The following is a 20,227-nucleotide window of genomic DNA, read 5'->3' on the forward strand; positions in this document are numbered from 1 at the left end:
GCGCCGCCAGCTTGAGTACAAGCAGCTCTGGCGTGGCGGTCAGGTGCTTGCTGTTCCGCCAGCGTACACAAGCCAGCGTTGCGCGTGCTGTGGTCATACAGCGAAAGAAAATCGCCTGTCACAAAGTAAATTCAGATGCCAGGCATGTGGATATACAGCGAACGCTGATGTAAATGGCGCTCGTAACATTTTAGCGGCGGGGCACGCCGTTCTTGCCTGTGGAGAGATGGTGCAGTCAGGCCGCCCGTTGAAGCAGGAACCCACCGAAATGATTCAGGCGACAGCCTGAACGTAGCAGGGATCCACGTCCTTCAGGGCGTGGAGGATGTCAACACATCAGTATGGTTTCACCCCAGGCACTGGAAGCCAGACGTAAGGTCATCAAAGAGACAATCCTTAGCTGGCTTCTGGTTGACCCTTCATCTACCGCGCGCGAATAAAACTGCCATCCGGCTGGCGGGTAAACAGGACCTGTTGATTATTCCCCGTATCAATGGTTAAGCCTGTCACCACGCCGCTGGCGTTCTGGCGGATTTTCACCATCTGCCCATTTTGCAAATTACTCAGCGGTTTACCCGCGCCTTCTACCTGCGCCATTGCATAGACATCGGTAGCGGGCAGTCCGTGGTCGCGGAACAGCTGCGCCATCGTTTTACCGGGTTCGACACGGTAAGAGCGCCATTGATTATCAATTCCGCTATCTGGCTGGAATGGTTGTGTTTGGGTAGTTTGCGGCTGCTCTTCTGGCTGGCCTTCCTGTATAGGTTCTGGAGCGACCGGAGCCACCTGATCAGGATCATTTTGTGGTGTGACTAATTGCGCCCGCAGCTGTTCTTCTGTCGGCGGTTGTGATTGTGACTGAATATCTAACTGCGCTTCACGCGTCACCACCGGCGCGTTGGGCGTATCATCAGATGGAAGCAGAAATCCGACCACCAATACAATGGCGGCAATAATGATCCCCCGACGATGCATCGGCGGCAGCGGGTCCATGAAGCGAAAATTGTCCGGCGCGTGCCAGACTTTCTCCAGGGTTGGTTTTAGTTCAAAGCGCCCGGGCATGGTTTCCTCCTGCTCCGCGTCTTGTTCCTCAATCATAGCCTATGAATAAGCTAACGCTATGATGTCCGTGGTAAACCCGCCTTTATTATATTCATACGGGATATTGCTATTGTTTCTTTTTCCCCGGGATTTGTCATCATTCCTGCGACAAAGTTTTACCCAAAGAAGTGTGGCTGATATGCTGCCCGCTACTTTTATACCCTAAGAAAGGAAATACGATGACCACCCCAACTTTTGACACCATCGAAGCGCAAGCAAGCTACGGCATTGGTTTGCAGGTAGGGCAACAACTGAGTGAATCTGGCCTGGAAGGGCTGCTGCCAGAAGCACTGGTTGCAGGTATTGCCGATGCGCTGGAAGGCAAACATCCGGCTGTTCCGGTTGATGTGGTGCATCGCGCACTGCGTGAAATCCACGAACGCGCCGATGCCGTTCGTCGTCAGCGTTTCCAGGCGATGGCTGCTGAAGGTGTGAAATACCTGGAAGAAAACGCCAAAAAAGAAGGTGTGAATAGCACCGAATCTGGCCTGCAATTCCGCGTGATCAACCAGGGTGAAGGCGCAATTCCGGCACGTACCGACCGCGTTCGTGTTCATTACACCGGTAAACTGATCGACGGCACCGTGTTTGACAGCTCCGTTGCTCGTGGTGAACCCGCTGAATTTCCGGTTAATGGCGTGATCCCTGGCTGGATTGAAGCACTGACTCTGATGCCGGTAGGTTCTAAATGGGAACTGACTATCCCGCAGGAACTGGCATATGGCGAGCGCGGCGCAGGCGCATCCATCCCTCCGTTCAGCACCCTGGTGTTTGAAGTCGAACTGCTGGAAATCCTCTAAGCAGCGCATTCTGTTCCCCTCGAACCAGAGGGGAGCAGGCATTCAGCAATAAACCCTTCAGTTTGCCAAACGGCGCTATTTTGTGTTGCAAAGACCCCGTAAGCGTGTATTTTTGTGAGCTGTTTCGCGTTATCACCGTGATATGACACTCACTTTAAACATAAAATTAACATTAGATCTAAATCTTAGTATTCATCCCGCGTATTGTTACCTAATATCGATGAGTCCCGATACAGATTCGTCGTATCATAGACTGACTAAAGGCCGTAGAGCCTGAACAACACAGACAGGTACAGGAAGAAAAAAACATGGTAGATCAGGTAAAAGTCGTTGCCGATGATCAGGCTCCGGCTGAACAGTCGCTACGGCGCAATCTCACAAACCGACATATTCAGCTTATTGCCATTGGCGGTGCCATTGGTACGGGGTTGTTTATGGGGTCTGGCAAAACGATTAGCCTTGCCGGGCCGTCGATCATTTTCGTTTATATGATCATTGGTTTTATGCTCTTTTTCGTGATGCGGGCAATGGGGGAATTGCTGCTTTCGAATCTGGAATACAAATCTTTTAGTGACTTCGCTTCCGATTTACTCGGGCCGTGGGCAGGATATTTCACCGGCTGGACTTACTGGTTCTGCTGGGTTGTAACCGGTATGGCAGACGTGGTGGCGATCACGGCTTATGCTCAGTTCTGGTTCCCCGATCTCTCCGACTGGGTCGCCTCGCTGGCGGTGATAGTGCTGCTGCTGACGCTTAACCTCGCCACCGTGAAAATGTTCGGTGAGATGGAGTTCTGGTTTGCGATGATCAAAATCGTCGCCATTGTGTCGCTGATTGTCGTCGGCCTGGTCATGGTGGCGATGCACTTTCAGTCACCGACTGGTGTGGAAGCGTCATTCGCGCATTTGTGGAATGACGGCGGCTGGTTCCCGAAAGGTTTAAGTGGCTTCTTTGCCGGATTCCAGATAGCGGTTTTCGCTTTCGTGGGGATTGAGCTGGTAGGTACAACAGCTGCGGAAACCAAAGATCCAGAGAAATCACTGCCACGCGCGATTAACTCCATTCCGATCCGTATCATTATGTTCTACGTCTTCGCGCTGATTGTGATTATGTCCGTGACGCCGTGGAGTTCGGTAGTCCCGGAGAAAAGCCCGTTTGTTGAACTGTTCGTGTTGGTAGGGCTGCCTGCTGCCGCAAGCGTGATCAACTTTGTGGTGCTGACCTCTGCGGCGTCTTCCGCTAACAGCGGCGTCTTCTCTACCAGCCGTATGCTGTTTGGTCTGGCGCAGGAAGGTGTGGCACCGAAAGCGTTCGCTAAACTTTCTAAGCGCGCAGTACCCGCGAAAGGGCTGACGTTCTCGTGTATCTGTCTGCTCGGCGGCGTGGTGATGTTGTATGTGAATCCTAGTGTGATTGGCGCGTTCACGATGATTACAACCGTTTCCGCGATTCTGTTTATGTTCGTCTGGACGATTATCCTTTGCTCGTACCTTGTGTATCGCAAACAGCGTCCTCATCTACATGAGAAGTCGATCTACAAGATGCCGCTCGGCAAGCTGATGTGCTGGGTATGTATGGCGTTCTTTGTGTTCGTGGTCGTGTTGCTGACACTGGAAGATGACACTCGCCAGGCGCTGCTGGTTACCCCGCTGTGGTTTATCGCGCTGGGGCTGGGCTGGCTGTTTATTGGTAAGAAGCGGGCTGCTGAACTGCGGAAATAACCGCATTATCATGCTGGATGGCGCAATGCCATCCAGCTTTTAGATCACTCACCCGCCAGCGCCCTTGGGAACAGCACATTATTTTCCAGGCTGATGTGCTCCATCAGGTCATCAATCAGTTCATTAATGCCGTTATACATCGCTTTCCAGGTGGTGCAGGCTTCTGGCGGCGGTGTGACGTTATTGGTGGTGTGTTTAATCACTTCCAGCAGTTCGCCCGCTTCATCGTGCTCGCTTTCCATTACGCTGATTGGCCCCATTGCCTGGCTGCCCATGCCTTGTTTGATCATCGGGAAGAGGATCTGCTCTTCTTTCATCATGTGGCTGGAAAGCTCTTCATGCAGCATGGTCAGGTATTTTGTCAGCCCTTTTGGCACGCTCGGTTTGTCGGCGTGAACGCGCTCGACTTTAGTCGCTTGCAGAATCAGCTCCGGCAGTTGCTCGCGGTGACGATCGTGGTAGCGCACGATGATATGGTCGATGATTTCTGCCAGCGGGGCGCTACGCCAGTCTTTCTCAATCGGTTGTTCAGCAAGCTTTGCCAGCTCAGCTTCAATGACCTCAACATCCAGTTCTTTACGTGCCGCCGCACGCGCCAGCGTCTGCTTACCGCCACAGCAGTAATCCATATCATATTTACGAAACAGAGCCGAAGCGCGAGGAATAGAGAGCGCCAGTTCACCTAAAGGTTGGTCGCGATAAGCCATAGCTGATACCTCATTCTTAATAAGATAAGATGTATTTTAAATGCATCTTTAAGGCAAAAGCTATAACCCTTACGTAGCAGAGGCTTATTTAACTCACTGCCAGCGTGTCAACTTTCTGAGACAGATTCAGTTAAAGGTTTTTCTGGTTTTGCTCTGACCGCGATGACCACGCCAATCACTAACAGCGCGATACCGCTCAGCGTCATTAGCGGCGGCATTTGCTGGCGGAGTAAAAAGGTGTACAGCAAACCTGCCAGCGTTTCGAAAACAATCAGCGGCCCGAGAATCACGGTCGGTAATCGCTGGCTGGCGACGTTCCAGCAGAGTGCGCCGACCCATGAGCAAAGCACGGCTATCGCAATCATCAGACTAATAAACACCAGCGGACGGGGGCCAAAGGGTAGGGAGAAGTCCGGCGTTTGCGTATTCAGCCAGTAACAAGCGACGAGATAGCCGATGAGAGAAACCGGCAGTGTGACCAGCGCCTGCGCCGTTGCCCACATCATCGGATGTTTGTCGGGATTTTCCCGCAGCCAGCGGGCGTTGCGCAGGGCATACCACGCCCAGCAGACCACGGAAACTAACGCCAGCACGATGCCAGAGGTATAACGTGCCCAGTCAAAATCGGGGAGTCCGTGGTTTAACTCAGCAATATTCACACACGCCAGGCCGATGCCAATACAAATCAGTGCCGGGGCGAGTTTTCCCCACGCGAGTTTGCCGTCGCGCTGGCTATAAAGCAGATTGGCAAAGACAGGAATGACCACCGGCAGGGTGCCGATAATCATCGTGGAAACAGGCGCGCCAGTACGTTGAATGGCACTGGCAAGGCAGAAGTAATAAATGAGGTTGCCCATCATAGTGAGCATCAAGGCGGTAAGCCAGTCGCGACGCGCCAACTGACGCAGACGCACGCGTCCCAGCCAGGCAATGGGCAGCGCAATTAACCCTAACGCCAGATAACGCCCCATCGACTGCAACATCGCCGGGTATTCCGGCACGATCAACGGCCCGACAAAAATAAGCCCCCACATCAACCCTGCTAACAGGGCGTACAGCACGCCGCTAATCATTACTGGCATCCATTGATCTGTCAGAAGAAAGTTCAGGAAGCAGACATGATTGCTCCCGGCATCCCGTCATTATCAGAGAGGATGCGGGAGGATGCCACTTTAATTAACTAGTTATTAACATTAAAACGATGGCTTACGCTTTCGGCTAACGTTGTCGTTGGGCGGCCAATCAATTTGCTAAGCGTTTTGCTGTCATCAAATAGACCGCCTTTCGATGCGCCAACGTCAGAATCCGCCAGCATATCCGCCAGTCCGTCGGGCAGTCCGACGCTTTTCAGTGCCGCGGCGAAATCGGCTTCGCTCAGATTTTGATAGGTAACCTGTTTGCCGCTCTGTTTGGTCAGCTCTGCCGCTAACTGTGTCAACGTCCAGGCACTATCGCCCGCCAGTTCGTAAACCTTGCCTTCGTGACCGGCTTCGCTAATCACGCGTGCCGCAGCTGCCGCATAATCGGCCCGCGTTGCTGAGGCGATTTTGCCATCGCCCGCCGCACCGATAAATACGCCGTGTTCCAGTGCTGCCGGGGCGCTGGCGAGGTAGTTTTCGCTGTACCAGCCGTTGCGCAGCAGGGTGTAAACGATGCCAGAATCAGCCAACATTTTCTCCGTCTCAATGTGCTCATCGGCGAGGTCGAGCGGGGAGGTATCTGCATGTAGCAGGCTGGTATAAGCGATAAATTTCACGCCAGCCGCCTTTGCGGCATTAATAACATTACGATGCTGCGGGGCACGTTGACCCACTTCGCTGGAAGAGATCAGCAGTAGTTTTTCCACTCCCTGAAGTGCAGATGTCAGTGCGGCTTCATCGCCGTAGTCAGCCTGACGCACGGTAATGCCTTGTGCTGCCAGGGCCTGGGCTTTTGCCGGATTACGAACGATAGCCACTATTTGGCTGGCAGGAACCGTTTTCATCAAAGATTCAATAACATAGTGACCAAGTTGGCCAGTGGCACCAGTAATAGCGATCATGGGAAGTCTCCATCGTTTTGTCTTGAGTTTAAATACGCTAACACCTAAACTTACTTTTAGTAAGTACGTACAAAAAGGTAAGTATGAAATGAGTCAGGTTAGCCTGTCGCAACAACTGAAAGAGGGTAATCTCTTTGCGGAACAGTGCCCGTCGCGCGAGGTGTTGAAACACGTCACCAGCCGTTGGGGGGTGTTGATTCTGGTGGCGCTACGCGAAGGTACTCATCGCTTTAGCGACCTGCGGCGCAAAATGGGCGGGGTGAGTGAAAAGATGCTTGCGCAGTCGTTACAGGCGCTAGAGCAGGATGGTTTTCTTAACCGTATCGCGTATCCGGTGGTGCCGCCGCATGTGGAATATAGCCTCACGCCGCTGGGCGAGCAGGTGAGCGAAAAGGTTGCTGCACTGGCGGACTGGATTGAGTTGAATTTGCCCGAGGTGTTAGCGGTGCGGGATGAACGTGCGGCATAACTGCCGGATGCGCGGCCTACGGTGTATGACTTGTAGGGCGGATAAGATGCGCCAGCATCGCATCCGCCAATAAATGCCGGATGCGATTGATGATTTATAGGCCGAAAAAGAAGTGTTTTACTTACTCAAATCCACCTGATAAATCGCAAACCCGATATCATCGGTCGCGACTTTATTCATCGGATACTGCCCTTTCTCTTTAATAAACGCTGCGGCTTTATCTGACGGGGAAGTTTCGAAACGGATATCCAGTTTCTTATCGCCAGCTATCGGTGCTAAACGCCAGTTGTTATCTGCCGCCGGGTGAATTTCCCCCGCACGTTTCGACTCATCAGCAATCCACGCTGCCAGCACCGAGCGGTTCTCATCCGGTGAAGCAAAAGCGATATGGCTGTCGCCCGTACCGGCAAATTTGCCGCCGTAAGCGCGATAGTTATTGGTGGCAACGAGGAACATAGCGTTCGGATCAATCGGCTTGCCATTAAAGGTCAGGTTCTTAATCCTTTCCGCATTGGCATTAATCATCTGGCACTCGCCGTCATAACGGGCGGGCTGGGTAACATCAATCTGATAATTCACACCATCAATAACATCAAAGTTATAGGTGCGGAAACCGTCCCAGTTGATGAGTGACTGTGGTTTCGTGCTGTTGGGATCAATCTGGTTAAACTGTCCGGCGGAGCACTCCAGCCACTCTTTCACCTCTTTACCGCTGGCTTTCACCACAATCAGCGTATTGGGATAGAGATAAAGATCGGCGGCATTACGGAAAGTCAGCTGACCTTTTTCCACCTCTACATAGCTTGCCGGGTCATTTTTGCGACCACCAACTTTAAACGGTGCGGCAGCTGAAAGCACCGGCAGTTTTGCCAGATCGGGATCGCCCTGAATGTAATGCTCGACATACGCTTTTTGCGCGTTGTTCACCACCTGCACGGTCGGATCGTCCTGCACCAGCGCCAGATAGCTATACATATTGTCGGCAGATTTACCGATTGGCTTGCTGACGAACTGGCGTGTGGCATCGTGATCGGCTTTGAGTGTTTCTACCAGCTTGCTGTCTTCCGCCGCGAGGGATTTTTTATTAGCGATGTCGTAAATCGGTCGTGCTTCCGCTTTCGCCTGCGTCACCTGCCATTTACCGCTGTCATTACTGAGTTGTAAGTCGACCACCCCAAGATGATCGCCCCACATGCCTGGCATTACCGCCGGAACACCATTCAGCGTGCCTTTGGCGATATCAGCCCCTTCGATATCAGCAAAATCTTTACCCGGGAAAACGGCGTGAGCATGGCCAAACATAATGGCGTTAACGCCCGGAATTTCACTGAGGTAATAAACTGAGTTTTCCGCCATCACTTTATACGGATCGGCAGATAGCCCGGAATGCGCCAGAACGACAACGACATCGGCACCTTTCTCGCGCATTTCAGGCACGTATTTGCGCACGGTTTCGGTAATATCATTCACCGTCACTTTCCCGGATAAATTAGCTTTATCCCAGCCCATGATTTGTGGCGGCACGACGCCAATATAGCCAATCTTCAGCGTCTGTTTTTTTCCGTCTTTATCGACCACTTCGGTGTCTTTAATTAAATACGGTGTAAACATTGGCTGTTTGGTTCTGGCGTCAATGACGTTGGCATTTACATAAGGGAATTTCGCTCCTGCCAGCGCATTTTTCAGGTAATCCAGACCGTAGTTAAACTCGTGGTTGCCAAGCGTTCCGACGGTATAGTCCAGCGTATTTAATGCCTTATAGACCGGGTGAATATCGCCTGCTTTTAATCCTTTCGCCGACATGTAATCTGCCAGCGGACTCCCCTGAATCAAGTCGCCGTTATCAACCAGTACGCTGTTTTTCACTTCATTGCGGGCATCGTTAATCAGGCTTGCCGTACGTACCAGTCCGAATTTTTCCGTGGCGGTGTCTTTGTAATAATCGAAATCCATCATGTTGCTATGCAGATCAGTGGTTTCCATGATACGCAGATCGACCGTCGCTGCATTCACACTGGCGGCAATCAGCGTGGCCAGGAGCGTTGCGCTAAACTTAATCATCAGGGACATCCTTTTATCATCGGGAATACGAAAGAAAAGGGAGAATAAACGCCTTACTTATAGAACAGTGAAGAATGCCACAATTTTACGCTTTGAAAATGATGACACTATCACAGTTGGCGCATTCATTAACGATAGGGTATAAGTAAAACAATAAGTTAACACCGCTCACAGAGACGAGGTGGAGAAATGTTAGATCAAGTATGCCAGCTTGCACGGAATGCAGGCGATGCCATTATGCAGGTCTACGACGGGACGAAACCGATGGACGTCGTCAGCAAAGCGGACAATTCTCCGGTAACGGCAGCGGATATTGCCGCACACACCGTTATCATGGACGGTTTACGTACGCTGACACCGGATATTCCGGTCCTTTCTGAAGAAGATCCTCCCGGTTGGGAAGTCCGTCAGCACTGGCAGCGTTACTGGCTGGTAGACCCACTGGATGGTACTAAAGAGTTTATTAAACGTAATGGCGAATTCACCGTTAACATTGCGCTCATTGATCATGGCAAACCGATTTTAGGTGTGGTGTATGCGCCGGTAATGAACGTAATGTACAGCGCGGCAGAAGGCAAGGCCTGGAAAGAAGAGTGCGGTGTGCGCAAGCAGATTCAGGTCCGCGATGCGCGCCCGCCGCTGGTGGTTATCAGCCGTTCCCATGCAGATGCGGAGCTGAAAGAGTATCTGCAACAGCTTGGCGAACATCAGACCACGTCCATCGGCTCTTCGCTGAAATTCTGCCTGGTGGCGGAAGGACAGGCGCAGCTGTACCCGCGCTTCGGACCAACGAATATTTGGGACACCGCCGCTGGACATGCTGTGGCTGCAGCTGCCGGAGCGCACGTTCACGACTGGCAGGGTAAACCGCTGGATTACACTCCGCGCGAGTCGTTCCTGAATCCGGGGTTCAGAGTGTCTATTTACTAAATTCAGATGGCAGAAACAGTGTATTTCCTGATTCTGCCATCCTGATTTATCCCAACCTAATAAGTTATAAATAAAAAGAGATTGTATTTAAAGTGCAAAAATTCAATTGCTAATAAGTTACATTTTAATAATGAGCGTTTTTTGATAGTTTACTTCTATAATGAGATATTTAATGGCGACATAAAATAACCTAATAAAATAAGGTAGCCATATGTTACCCAGGATCAGACACAATAATTTTATTGGTGCGGTGGAGTTATTTGTAAAATCATCGCATACAAAAACACATTCAAACAATTTTTTTAATAATATTCAGCATGCATTTAAGAAAAAAGATTGGATTTCGAATTATGATAGCCTGTTAACTTTGAGGGAGTTCTTTCGTTGCGCAACTCAGATTGATAAAGATAGTTATCAAGTGCTTTCATCAAAAAATGGAACTGTTAACGCTATGGATAAGTTTCTTATCAGTTTCAGCCTTAAAGATAACGGTGCCGAATATACAATGACATTGCGAGGCAGTGGATTTGAATACGAAGAAACCCCCATAACAATAAATGAGTATAACTCATTCATGGATTTCAAAAACCGTGAATTTCCGTTAGAACAAAACAGACGATTGTATGCCTAGGATATTCTGCAGAAAAAACAGTCTGACATACCGAAAAGGATTAAAGGTTATATTCACCAGGCGATTGGTGACGTGTCTTTAGGTTATGCCTTATTGGAGGATATAGTAAGCAAATTAAAACGGGGTAAATTTGAACTCCAAATACCAGGAGGTGGAATTAAAGAATGCGATGGATGGTATATTTACGAAAAAATAATTGATGATAATTTTGCCATAGTCATAGAATCTTTGGGCTTTGCGCTTAAAATCTATGGAGGGGATGAACGTTTTCGTAATGGTTCCTCTGTTGTTTTGGAGGATGAAGATTACTCTCTTATTTATAATTTTCTGGTTAATGCAGGTTGCCAACAAGTCGAATTAGCCGAACAAGTGGATGCGATAGTAAGTGCGAATCTGGCCGCAGATAGTGATATTACTAAAGAAAAGATTTGCGAGAAATATAAATCGACCATTGAGGCGTTTAAAAAAGAGCAACTAGCGTTACCAGTATGAGTTCGGTGTAAGAACTCAGAGACTTAATTCCCCTATCCCATAGATAACGATAGGGGAAAATTATTTTTGCAGAATTTATGTTATTGCCATTATTTGAGCAACTTTTGCAGCAGGTCCATCACTTGCTGCACCTCTTCCGGTGTGAGCGCCCCGTCTTTGGCCCATTGCACGCGACCGTCTTTATCCAGCACCACTACAGCGGAACTCTCTTCATCCAGCTGCCAGGCACCGCGCGCGACGCCATTGCTATCGACAATAAACTGCGACCAGGGATAAAGCTTTTTATTACTCTCCAGACTGCTGCGCACAAACATCCCTGAACCCGGAATCGCGTCGTCGGTGTTAACAATGGTGGTGGTCTGGTAACGATCGTGCGGTAACTTCGCTGATTTAATCGCTTCAATCAGCGTCGCGTTTTTCTCTTTTGCAGAGGTGCGACCAGCAATATGTTGCAGTACTCGCACTTTTCCCACTAACTGCGCGCTGTTCCAGGTTTTGTAGCTAAACTGATCTTTATCAAGCACCAACTCGCCACGATCGGTAATGCCAATCGGCGGCACTCGCTGACCGGTTTCGAACTGATGTGCGGAAGCCATCATCGGCAACAGCAGGCAGGTGAGTGCCAGAATCTTGCGTAGGGTCATGGTGTTTCCTTCTTATGATATGCAGGTGATCCGACCACTTGGGTCTGAGTTTTAATCATATGTGCTATTTATCGAATTTCCCGCAAGTGTGATGCCAGTTTGCGGTCAAGCGCACAAATCATATGAAAAATGAATGCTTATACTGAAGACCGCGCTTCGGTAAAAAGATAATTCTGAATAATTGTAACCTTTAGGTAAAAAAAGTTATACGCGGTGGAAACATTGCCCGGATAGTCTATAGTCACTAGGCATTAAAATTTGCGCCTCATAATAGTTGGGCCGATTGTGGCACCGCACAGGCGTAATACTCAGCAGGAGATAACAATGAAAATTTTCCAACGGTACAACCCACTTCAGGTGGCGAAGTACGTAAAGATCCTGTTCCGTGGACGGTTATACATCAAGGACGTTGGCGCTTTTGAATTTGATAAGGGTAAGATTCTTATCCCAAAAGTGAAGGATAAGCTGCATTTGTCAGTGATGTCCGAAGTTAACCGTCAGGTTATGCGTCTGCAAACAGAGATGGCTTAACCAAAGTGCTATGCAGTAAAAAGTGCTATGCAGTAATAAGACGGCTCCTGATTCAGGAGCCGTTGATGTTTCTGGGGGTTACGCGACGCTTTCTTCTTTATCTTTAGCGTCAGGCAGTTTTGGCGAAAGGGCGGTGGCCTTGCTGTCGATCCGGGTCACCAGCAGCTGGTCGATGCGGTAGTTATCGATATCCACCACTTCAAATTTGTAGCCGGCGAATTTCACCGAATCGGTGCGTTTCGGGATCTTACGCAGCATAAACATCATAAAGCCGCCGATGGTTTCGTAGTTGCCCGACTGCGGGAACTCGTCAATATCCAGTACGCGCATGACGTCGTCAATCGGGGTGCCGCCGTCAATCAGCCATGAGTTCTCATCACGGGCGACAATCTGCTCTTCCAGCCCCTGACCGACCAGATCGCCCATCAGCGTGGTCATCACGTCATTGAGGGTGATGATCCCCACCACCAGCGCGTACTCGTTCATGATCACCGCGAAGTCTTCACCTGCGGTTTTAAAACTTTCCAACGCCTCTGAAAGGGTTAACGTATCCGGCACAATCAGCGTGTTGCGAATTTGTACGCCGCTGTTCAGTGCCAGGCTTTGGTTAGCCAGCACGCGGTTCAGCAGGTCTTTAGAATCGACATAACCGATGATGTGGTCAATATCTTCATTACAGACGAGGAACTTAGAGTGCGGATGTTCCGCCACCTTATTCTTCAGGCTTTGCTCATCTTCGTGGAGATCAAACCAAATCACGTTTTCACGCGGTGTCATTGAAGACGGAACGGTACGGGATTCCAGCTCAAAGACGTTTTCAATCAGCTCGTGTTCCTGTTTACGTAACACGCCCGCCAGCGCACCGGCTTCCACTACCGCGTAGATGTCATCAGAAGTGATGTCATCTTTACGTACCATTGGCAGTTTGAAAATACGGAAGATTATGTTCGCCAGGCCGTTGAAGAACCACACCAGCGGGGTGCAAACGTACAGGCAGAAGCGCATCGGGTTGATGATACGCAAAGCCACAGCTTCTGGCGCAATCATACCGATGCGTTTCGGGGTTAAATCCGCAAACAGGATAAACATGCCAGTCACTAACGAGAAAGAGAGAATAAAGCTCAGTTGCTCAGAGAGCTCTGCCGACATATAGCGGGAGAACAGGCTGTGAAAAGCTGGAGAAAATGCCGCATCACCGACGATACCGCCGAGAATCGCCACTGCGTTCAGACCGATTTGGACCACGGTAAAGAACATGCCGGGATTTTCCTGCATATTCAGAACGCGTTGGGCATTTATATTGCCTTCATCAGCCAGCAGTTTAAGTTTGATTTTGCGTGAGGCGGCAAGCGAGATCTCGGACATCGAGAAGAACGCACTTACAGCGATCAAGCAGAGTATGACTAAAATACTGTTTAACATATCTTATCCGACCTTTCAGGCCAGATCCTCGGAAGGGGAAGTTGATTAATTTGTGTGAAATACACATTGAAAGCCGATTCGAAGAAAGTGAACCGGCATTTTCAGTGGCTAGTATAGCGTAAGGTACTGTAAAGTCGCCAGAGGGTTAAAATTCAGACTGCTGATAAATGCAATACTGCCTGATGCGCTATGCCGATCAGGCCTACGCAGTCCTTGCAATATATTGAATTTGGACGATTTTGTAGGCCTGGTAAGGCGTTTACGCCGCATCCGGCATAAATAAAGCGCACTTTATCAACAATCTACATTTGTACCCGTAACGCTATGCTTCCGGTGGCAGACAGACGCCAATTCCGCCAATTCCACAGTAACCATACGGGTTTTTATGCAGATATTGCTGGTGGTCATCTTCGGCATAATAAAACGGTGTGGCGTTAGCGATTTCCGTGGTGATGTGACGATCGTCATCGGCGGCAAGCATCGCCGCCTGAAAACGTTCCAGACTGGCGCGAGCTGCGGCATCCTGTTCTGGGGTCAGCGGATAAATCGCTGAACGATACTGCGTGCCGTGGTCATTGCCCTGACGCATTCCCTGGGCGGGATCGTGATTCTCCCAAAATACCTGTAGCAACTGCTCATAGCTGATGACGGAAGGATCGTAAACAATGCGTACCGCTTCGGCATGACCCGTATCACCGGAGCACACTTCCCGATAAGTCGGATTTGGCGTGTAGCCGCCGGTATAGCCTGCGGCGGTGCTGTAAACGCCGGGTAACTGCCAGAACAGACGCTCCACACCCCAGAAACAACCCATCGCAAAAATGGCAATCTCCATTCCGTCAGGTACATTGGTCATTGAGTGACCGTTGACCGCATGCAGCGTGGCTACGGGCATCGGGGTGTTACGTCCAGGCAGGGCATCGGCGGGGGAAACCAGATGCTTTTTATCAAATAAACTCATGGTGTCGCTCTCCCGAAAATCGGTCATTGGGGTTAAGGTTGTAACAAGAGGCGTATTTGCACACAATAACCACCGTGAATAGGTCTAAAGTAAAACATAAGAAATATTTGGGGTTTAGTCTGCTTTTTAATCCATATTACTGGATTTTTGTTAAGCCGTTTAACGGCGTTCCAGGGGCAGGAAAAAAGGATATTCAGGAGAAAATGTGCGCTATATCCGACAGTTATGCTGTGTAAGCTTACTCTGCTTAAGCGGATCTGCCGTCGCCGCGAACGTCCGTCTACAGGTCGAGGGGTTATCGGGACAGCTGGAAAAGAACGTTCGTGCGCAGCTTTCTACGATTGAAAGTGATGAAGTGACGCCAGACCGTCGCTTTCGCGCACGCGTCGATGATGCTATCCGCGAAGGTCTGAAAGCGCTGGGTTATTACCAGCCGACCATTGAATTTGATCTCCGTCCACCGCCAAAGAAAGGGCGGCAGGTATTGATCGCCAAAGTCACGCCAGGCGTGCCGGTGTTAATTGGCGGCACCGATGTGGTATTGCGCGGCGGCGCGCGGACCGATAAAGACTATTTGAAATTGCTCGATACTCGCCCGGCTATTGGTACGGTACTGAACCAGGGCGATTATGAAAATTTCAAAAAGTCCTTAACCAGCATTGCGTTGCGTAAAGGTTATTTCGATAGCGAATTTACCAAAGCGCAGCTGGGCATTGCGCTCGGCCTGCATAAAGCCTTCTGGGATATTGATTATAACAGTGGCGAACGTTACCGCTTTGGGCATGTGACCTTTGAAGGATCACAAATCCGCGATGAATACCTGCAAAATCTGGTGCCGTTTAAAGAGGGCGATGAGTACGAATCGAAAGATCTGGCAGAACTGAACCGCCGACTTTCTGCTACCGGCTGGTTTAACTCGGTGGTGGTGGCTCCACAATTTGATAAAGCGCGCGAAACGAAAGTATTACCATTGACGGGCGTGGTTTCGCCGCGAACAGAAAACACCATCGAAACCGGGGTCGGTTACTCTACGGACGTGGGACCGCGCGTGAAAGCGACGTGGAAAAAGCCGTGGATGAACTCTTATGGTCACAGTCTGACCACCAGTACCAGTATTTCCGCGCCGGAACAGACCCTCGACTTCAGCTATAAAATGCCGCTGCTGAAGAATCCACTGGAACAATATTATTTGGTGCAGGGCGGTTTTAAGCGCACTGACCTGAACGATACCGAGTCTGACTCCACTACGCTGGTGGCTTCTCGCTACTGGGATCTCTCCAGCGGCTGGCAGCGTGCCATTAACCTGCGCTGGAGTCTCGACCACTTTACCCAGGGTGAAATTACCAACACCACGATGCTGTTTTATCCTGGGGTGATGATTAGCCGCACGCGTTCTCGTGGTGGCCTGATGCCAACCTGGGGCGACTCGCAACGCTACTCTATCGACTACTCCAACACTGCCTGGGGCTCAGATGTCGATTTCTCCGTTTTCCAGGCACAAAACGTCTGGATCCGCACACTGTACGATCGCCATCGTTTTGTGACACGCGGCACGCTGGGCTGGATTGAAACCGGTGATTTCGACAAAGTACCGCCGGATCTGCGTTTTTTCGCCGGGGGCGACCGCAGTATTCGTGGCTACAAATACAAATCTATCGCTCCGAAATACGCCAACGGTGACCTGAAAGGGGCCTCGAAGTTGATAACCGGATCGCTGGAGTACCAGTACAACGTGACCGGAAAATGGTGGGGCGCGGTGTTTGTCGATAGTGGCGAAGCGGTAAGCGATATTCGCCGCAGCGACTTTAAAACCGGTACCGGGGTCGGCGTACGCTGGGAATCGCCGGTCGGGCCAATCAAACTCGATTTTGCCGTACCGGTCGCGGATAAAGACGAACACGGGTTACAGTTTTACATCGGTCTGGGGCCAGAATTATGAGTTTATGGAAAAAAATCAGCCTCGGCGTGGTTATCGTTATCTTACTGTTGCTGGGATCGGTGGCGTTTCTGGTGGGCACCACCAGCGGCCTGCATCTGGTATTTAAAGCGGCGGATCGCTGGGTGCCAGGACTGGATATTGGCAAGGTCACCGGCGGCTGGCGCGATCTCACCTTGTCTGACGTTCGTTATGAGCAGCCAGGCGTGGCGGTAAAAGCAGGCAATCTGCATCTGGCGGTCGGGCTTGAGTGCCTGTGGAACAGCAGTGTTTGTATTAATGATCTGGCGCTGAAAGACATCCAGGTCAATATCGACAGCAAAAAAATGCCCCCTTCTGAACAGGTTGAAGAAGAGGAAGATAGCGGTCCGCTGGATCTCTCCACGCCGTATCCCATCACCCTGACACGGGTGGCACTGGACAACGTCAACATCAAGATTGATGACACCACGGTATCGGTGATGGACTTCACCTCCGGCCTGAACTGGCAGGAGAAAACCCTGACCCTGAAACCGACGTCGCTGAAAGGCCTGCTGATTGCTCTGCCGAAAGTGGCGGAAGTGGCGCAGGAAGAAGTGGTCGAACCGAAAATTGAAAATCCGCAGCCGGAGGAAAAGCCGCTCGGCGAAACGCTGAAAGATCTCTTTTCTCGCCCGGTATTGCCGGAAATGACCGACGTGCATTTGCCGCTTAACCTGAACATTGAAGAGTTTAAGGGCGAGCAGCTGCGCGTGACGGGCGACACGGACATCACCGTGAGCACCATGCTGCTGAAAGTGAGCAGCATTGACGGCAATACTAAACTGGACGCCCTGGATATCGATTCCAGTCAAGGGATCGTCAACGCCAGCGGCACGGCGCAGCTGTCAGACAACTGGCCGGTGGACATCACTCTCAACAGTACACTGAACGTGGAGCCGTTGAAAGGTGAAAAAGTGAAGCTGAAAGTGGGCGGCGCGCTGCGCGAACAGCTGGAGATTGGCGTTAATCTTTCCGGTCCGGTGGATATGGATTTACGCGCCCAGACGCGACTGGCGGAAGCCGGATTGCCGCTCAACGTGGAAGTGAACAGCAAACAGATTTACTGGCCGTTCACTGGTGAGAAGCAGTATCAGGCGGATGATCTGAAACTGAAACTTACCGGCAAAATGACCGATTACACGCTCTCTATGCGTACGGCAGTGAAGGGACAGGAGATTCCGCCCGCGACTATTACCCTCGACGCCAAAGGTAATGAACAGCAGGTCAATCTCGACAAACTCACCGTCGCGGCGCTGGAAGGGAAAACTGAACTCAAGGCGTTGCTCGACTGGCAACAGGCCATTAGTTGGCGCGGTGAGCTAACGCTTAATGGCATTAACACCGCCAAAGAGTTCCCGGAGTGGCCGTCGAAACTCAATGGCTTGATTAAAACCCGCGGTAGCCTGTACGGCGGCACCTGGCAGATGGAGGTGCCAGAACTGAAGCTGACCGGTAACGTCAAACAGAACAAAGTGAACGTTGACGGCACGCTGAAAGGCAACAGTTATATGCAGTGGATGATCCCTGGACTGCATCTGGAACTCGGGCCAAACAGTGCCGAAGTGAAAGGCGAGCTGGGGGTAAAAGATCTTAATCTTGATGCCACCATCAACGCGCCGGGGCTGGATAACGCGCTGCCGGGGCTTGGCGGTACAGCGAAAGGGTTGGTGAAAGTACGCGGCACGGTGGAAGCGCCACAACTACTGGCAGATATCACCGCGCGCGGCCTGCGCTGGCAGGAACTTTCCGTGGCGCAGGTTCGCGTGGAAGGCGATATCAAATCCACCGATCAGATTGCGGGTAAACTCGACGTACGCGTTGAGCAAATTTCGCAGCCGGATGTAAATATCAACCTCGTCACCCTGAATGCCAAAGGCAGCGAAAAGCAGCACGAGCTACAGTTGCGGATTCAGGGCGAGCCTGTCTCCGGGCAGCTTAATCTGGCAGGAAGTTTTGATCGCAAAGAAGAACGCTGGAAGGGAACTCTTAGCAATACCCGCTTCCAGACGCCGGTCGGCCCGTGGTCGCTGACCCGCGATATTGCGCTGGATTACCGCAATAAGGAGCAAAAAATCAGCATCGGGCCACACTGTTGGCTTAACCCGAATGCGGAGCTGTGCGTGCCGCAAACTATCGATGCGGGGGCCGAAGGGCGTGCGGTGGTGAATCTCAACCGCTTCGACCTCGCCATGCTGAAACCGTTTATGCCAGAAACCACTCAGGCCAGCGGTATCTTCACGGGTAAAGCGGATGTTGCCTGGGACACCACGAAAGAGGGGCTGCCGCAGGGCAGTATCACCCTTTCGGGGCGTAACGTGCAGGTAACGCAAACCGTCAACGATGCGGCGCTGCCCGTGGCGTTTCAGACGCTGAATCTGACGGCGGAATTGCGTAACAACCGTGCCGAATTGGGCTGGACCATCCGCCTGACCAATAACGGCCAGTTTGATGGACAGGTGCAGGTGACCGATCCGCAAGGCCGCCGTAATCTTGGTGGCAACGTCAATATCCGTAACTTCAACCTTGCGATGATAAACCCCATCTTTACCCGTGGGGAAAAAGCAGCGGGGATGGTGAGTGCCAACTTGCGTCTGGGTGGTGATGTGCAAAGCCCGCAGTTGTTTGGTCAGCTTCAGGTTACGGGTGTGGATATCGACGGCAACTTTATGCCGTTTGATATGCAACCGAGCCAGCTTGCGGTCAACTTTAACGGTATGCGCTCGACGCTTGCCGGTACAGTACGGACCCAGCAGGGTGAAATCTACCTGAACGGTGATGCCGACTGGAGCCAAATTGAAAACTGGCGGGCGCGGGTAACGGCGAAAGGCAGTAAAGTGCGGATCACCGTGCCGCCGATGGTACGAATGGATGTATCGCCAGATGTTGTATTCGAGGCTACACCAAACCTGTTTACCCTCGATGGTCGCGTGGATGTCCCTTGGGCGCGCATCGTGGTGCACGATCTGCCGGAAAGCGCAGTAGGCGTCTCCAGCGATGTGGTGATGCTTAACGATAACCTGCAACCGGAAGAGCCGAAAACGGCGTCGATTCCGATTAACAGTAACCTGATTGTCCACGTTGGCAATAATGTGCGCATTGACGCCTTTGGCCTGAAAGCGCGGCTGACGGGCGATCTTAACGTCGTTCAGGACAAACAAGGGCTGGGCCTGAACGGGCAGATCAACATCCCTGAAGGGCGCTTCCATGCCTATGGTCAGGATCTGATTGTGCGTAAGGGTGAGTTACTGTTCTCTGGTCCGCCGGATCAACCGTATCTTAATATTGAAGCTATTCGTAACCCGGATGCTACAGAAGACGACGTAATCGCCGGAGTTCGCGTCACTGGTCTGGCGGACGAACCGAAAGCGGAGATCTTCTCTGACCCGGCTATGTCGCAACAAGCTGCATTGTCTTATTTGCTACGTGGACAAGGGCTGGAGAGCGATCAGAGCGACAGTGCGGCGATGACCTCAATGCTGATTGGCCTGGGGGTTGCGCAAAGTGGCCAGATTGTGGGTAAAATCGGCGAGACGTTTGGCGTAAGCAATTTAGCGCTCGACACCCTGGGAGTAGGCGACTCCTCCCAGGTAGTGGTCAGCGGCTATGTATTGCCAGGTCTGCAAGTGAAATACGGCGTGGGTATATTTGACTCTATAGCAACACTCACGTTACGTTATCGCCTGATGCCTAAGCTATATCTGGAAGCCGTGTCTGGTGTAGACCAGGCACTGGATTTGCTCTATCAGTTCGAGTTTTAGC

16 protein-coding genes and 2 pseudogenes are annotated in these 20,227 nt (G+C 51.2%); 10 read left to right on the forward strand and 8 right to left on the reverse strand.

The window, feature by feature from the left end:
• Both ACJHW7_RS21365 and ACJHW7_RS21370 read left to right on the forward strand, forming a co-directional pair.
• Positions 1-289: RNA-guided endonuclease InsQ/TnpB family protein (locus ACJHW7_RS21365; RefSeq protein ID WP_139813317.1), on the forward strand; the 289-nt coding region annotated here is incomplete at its 5' end.
• A 43-nt stretch (positions 290-332) separates the two neighbouring features.
• Positions 333-440 (forward strand): annotated as a pseudogene (locus tag ACJHW7_RS21370) (TetR/AcrR family transcriptional regulator); the annotation flags it as partial.
• Here the strand turns inward: ACJHW7_RS21370 and ytfB are convergent.
• Positions 424-1,062: a cell division protein YtfB gene (ytfB, locus tag ACJHW7_RS21375; RefSeq protein ID WP_001119478.1), complete on the reverse strand. Its 639-nt coding sequence runs from the start codon at positions 1,060-1,062 to the stop codon at positions 424-426. The pseudogene ACJHW7_RS21370 and the gene ytfB sit on opposite strands and share 17 nt — an antisense overlap.
• Before the next feature lie 218 nt (positions 1,063-1,280).
• On the opposite strand from ytfB, the gene fklB reads away from it, so the two are divergent.
• Together fklB and cycA are read left to right on the forward strand one after the other, a co-directional pair.
• Entirely contained in the window at positions 1,281-1,901 is a 621-nt protein-coding gene (gene fklB, locus ACJHW7_RS21380; protein WP_000211225.1) for an FKBP-type peptidyl-prolyl cis-trans isomerase, read from the forward strand.
• A gap of 308 nt (positions 1,902-2,209) precedes the next feature.
• A complete protein-coding gene (cycA, locus tag ACJHW7_RS21385; protein WP_000228346.1) occupies positions 2,210-3,622 on the forward strand; it encodes a D-serine/D-alanine/glycine transporter in 1,413 nt (470 codons plus the stop codon).
• Between the two features lie 44 nt (positions 3,623-3,666).
• On the opposite strand, the gene ytfE is transcribed toward cycA, so the two are convergent.
• The 3 genes from ytfE to qorB form a co-directional block, all read right to left on the reverse strand.
• Entirely contained in the window at positions 3,667-4,329 is a 663-nt protein-coding gene (gene ytfE / locus ACJHW7_RS21390; protein WP_000331457.1) for an iron-sulfur cluster repair protein YtfE, read from the reverse strand.
• Between the two features lie 107 nt (positions 4,330-4,436).
• Complete coding sequence (locus ACJHW7_RS21395) at positions 4,437-5,402, reverse strand: DMT family transporter (protein ID WP_001308223.1); 966 nt, start codon at positions 5,400-5,402, stop codon at positions 4,437-4,439.
• Positions 5,403-5,509: 107 nt separating this feature from the next.
• Positions 5,510-6,370, reverse strand: coding sequence for an NAD(P)H:quinone oxidoreductase (gene qorB, locus ACJHW7_RS21400; protein WP_040234448.1), 861 nt, complete (start codon positions 6,368-6,370; stop codon positions 5,510-5,512).
• An 88-nt stretch (positions 6,371-6,458) separates the two neighbouring features.
• Between qorB and ACJHW7_RS21405 the strand changes: the two genes are divergently transcribed.
• Positions 6,459-6,839, forward strand: coding sequence for a winged helix-turn-helix transcriptional regulator (locus ACJHW7_RS21405; RefSeq protein WP_001317588.1), 381 nt, complete (start codon positions 6,459-6,461; stop codon positions 6,837-6,839).
• 117 nt (positions 6,840-6,956) lie between these two features.
• Here ACJHW7_RS21405 and cpdB read toward each other — a convergent pair whose 3' ends face one another.
• Positions 6,957-8,900, reverse strand: coding sequence for a 2',3'-cyclic-nucleotide 2'-phosphodiesterase (gene cpdB, locus ACJHW7_RS21410; protein ID WP_000589431.1), 1,944 nt, complete (start codon positions 8,898-8,900; stop codon positions 6,957-6,959).
• A gap of 189 nt (positions 8,901-9,089) precedes the next feature.
• Between cpdB and cysQ the strand changes: the two genes are divergently transcribed.
• Together cysQ and ytfI are read left to right on the forward strand one after the other, a co-directional pair.
• Positions 9,090-9,830, forward strand: coding sequence for a 3'(2'),5'-bisphosphate nucleotidase CysQ (gene cysQ / locus ACJHW7_RS21415; RefSeq protein ID WP_000886909.1), 741 nt, complete (start codon positions 9,090-9,092; stop codon positions 9,828-9,830).
• Positions 9,831-10,041: 211 nt separating this feature from the next.
• Positions 10,042-10,953: pseudogene (gene ytfI / locus ACJHW7_RS21420) on the forward strand (protein YtfI).
• 89 nt (positions 10,954-11,042) lie between these two features.
• On the opposite strand, the gene ACJHW7_RS21425 reads toward ytfI, so the two are convergent.
• A complete protein-coding gene (locus tag ACJHW7_RS21425) occupies positions 11,043-11,597 on the reverse strand; it encodes a YtfJ family protein (RefSeq protein ID WP_000175284.1) in 555 nt (184 codons plus the stop codon).
• A gap of 324 nt (positions 11,598-11,921) precedes the next feature.
• Here ACJHW7_RS21425 and ACJHW7_RS21430 point away from each other — a divergent pair, with 324 nt between their 5' ends.
• The gene (locus ACJHW7_RS21430; RefSeq protein ID WP_000689228.1) at positions 11,922-12,128 is read left to right on the forward strand and encodes a DUF1107 domain-containing protein; all 207 of its coding nucleotides are present in this window, start codon (positions 11,922-11,924) and stop codon (positions 12,126-12,128) included.
• A 78-nt stretch (positions 12,129-12,206) separates the two neighbouring features.
• On the opposite strand, the gene ACJHW7_RS21435 is transcribed toward ACJHW7_RS21430, so the two are convergent.
• Complete coding sequence (locus ACJHW7_RS21435) at positions 12,207-13,550, reverse strand: hemolysin family protein (RefSeq protein WP_000935036.1); 1,344 nt, start codon at positions 13,548-13,550, stop codon at positions 12,207-12,209.
• A gap of 322 nt (positions 13,551-13,872) precedes the next feature.
• Positions 13,873-14,511 carry a peptide-methionine (S)-S-oxide reductase MsrA gene (msrA, locus tag ACJHW7_RS21440; protein ID WP_001295196.1) on the reverse strand — a complete coding sequence of 213 codons (639 nt, stop codon included), beginning with the start codon at positions 14,509-14,511 and terminating at the stop codon, positions 13,873-13,875.
• 205 nt (positions 14,512-14,716) lie between these two features.
• Between msrA and tamA the strand changes: the two genes are divergently transcribed.
• Positions 14,717-16,450: an autotransporter assembly complex protein TamA gene (tamA, locus tag ACJHW7_RS21445; RefSeq protein WP_001269327.1), complete on the forward strand. Its 1,734-nt coding sequence runs from the start codon at positions 14,717-14,719 to the stop codon at positions 16,448-16,450.
• On the forward strand, positions 16,447-20,226 hold the full coding sequence (gene tamB / locus ACJHW7_RS21450) for an autotransporter assembly complex protein TamB (RefSeq protein WP_410233577.1): 3,780 nt from the start codon (positions 16,447-16,449) through the stop codon (positions 20,224-20,226). Before tamA ends, tamB begins: the two co-directional genes overlap by 4 nt.
• The last annotated feature ends 1 nt before the right edge of the window (position 20,227 follow it).

Origin of the sequence: Escherichia sp. WS1152 (assembly GCF_046487665.1) — a bacterium.
GTDB lineage: Bacteria > Pseudomonadota > Gammaproteobacteria > Enterobacterales > Enterobacteriaceae > Escherichia > Escherichia coli.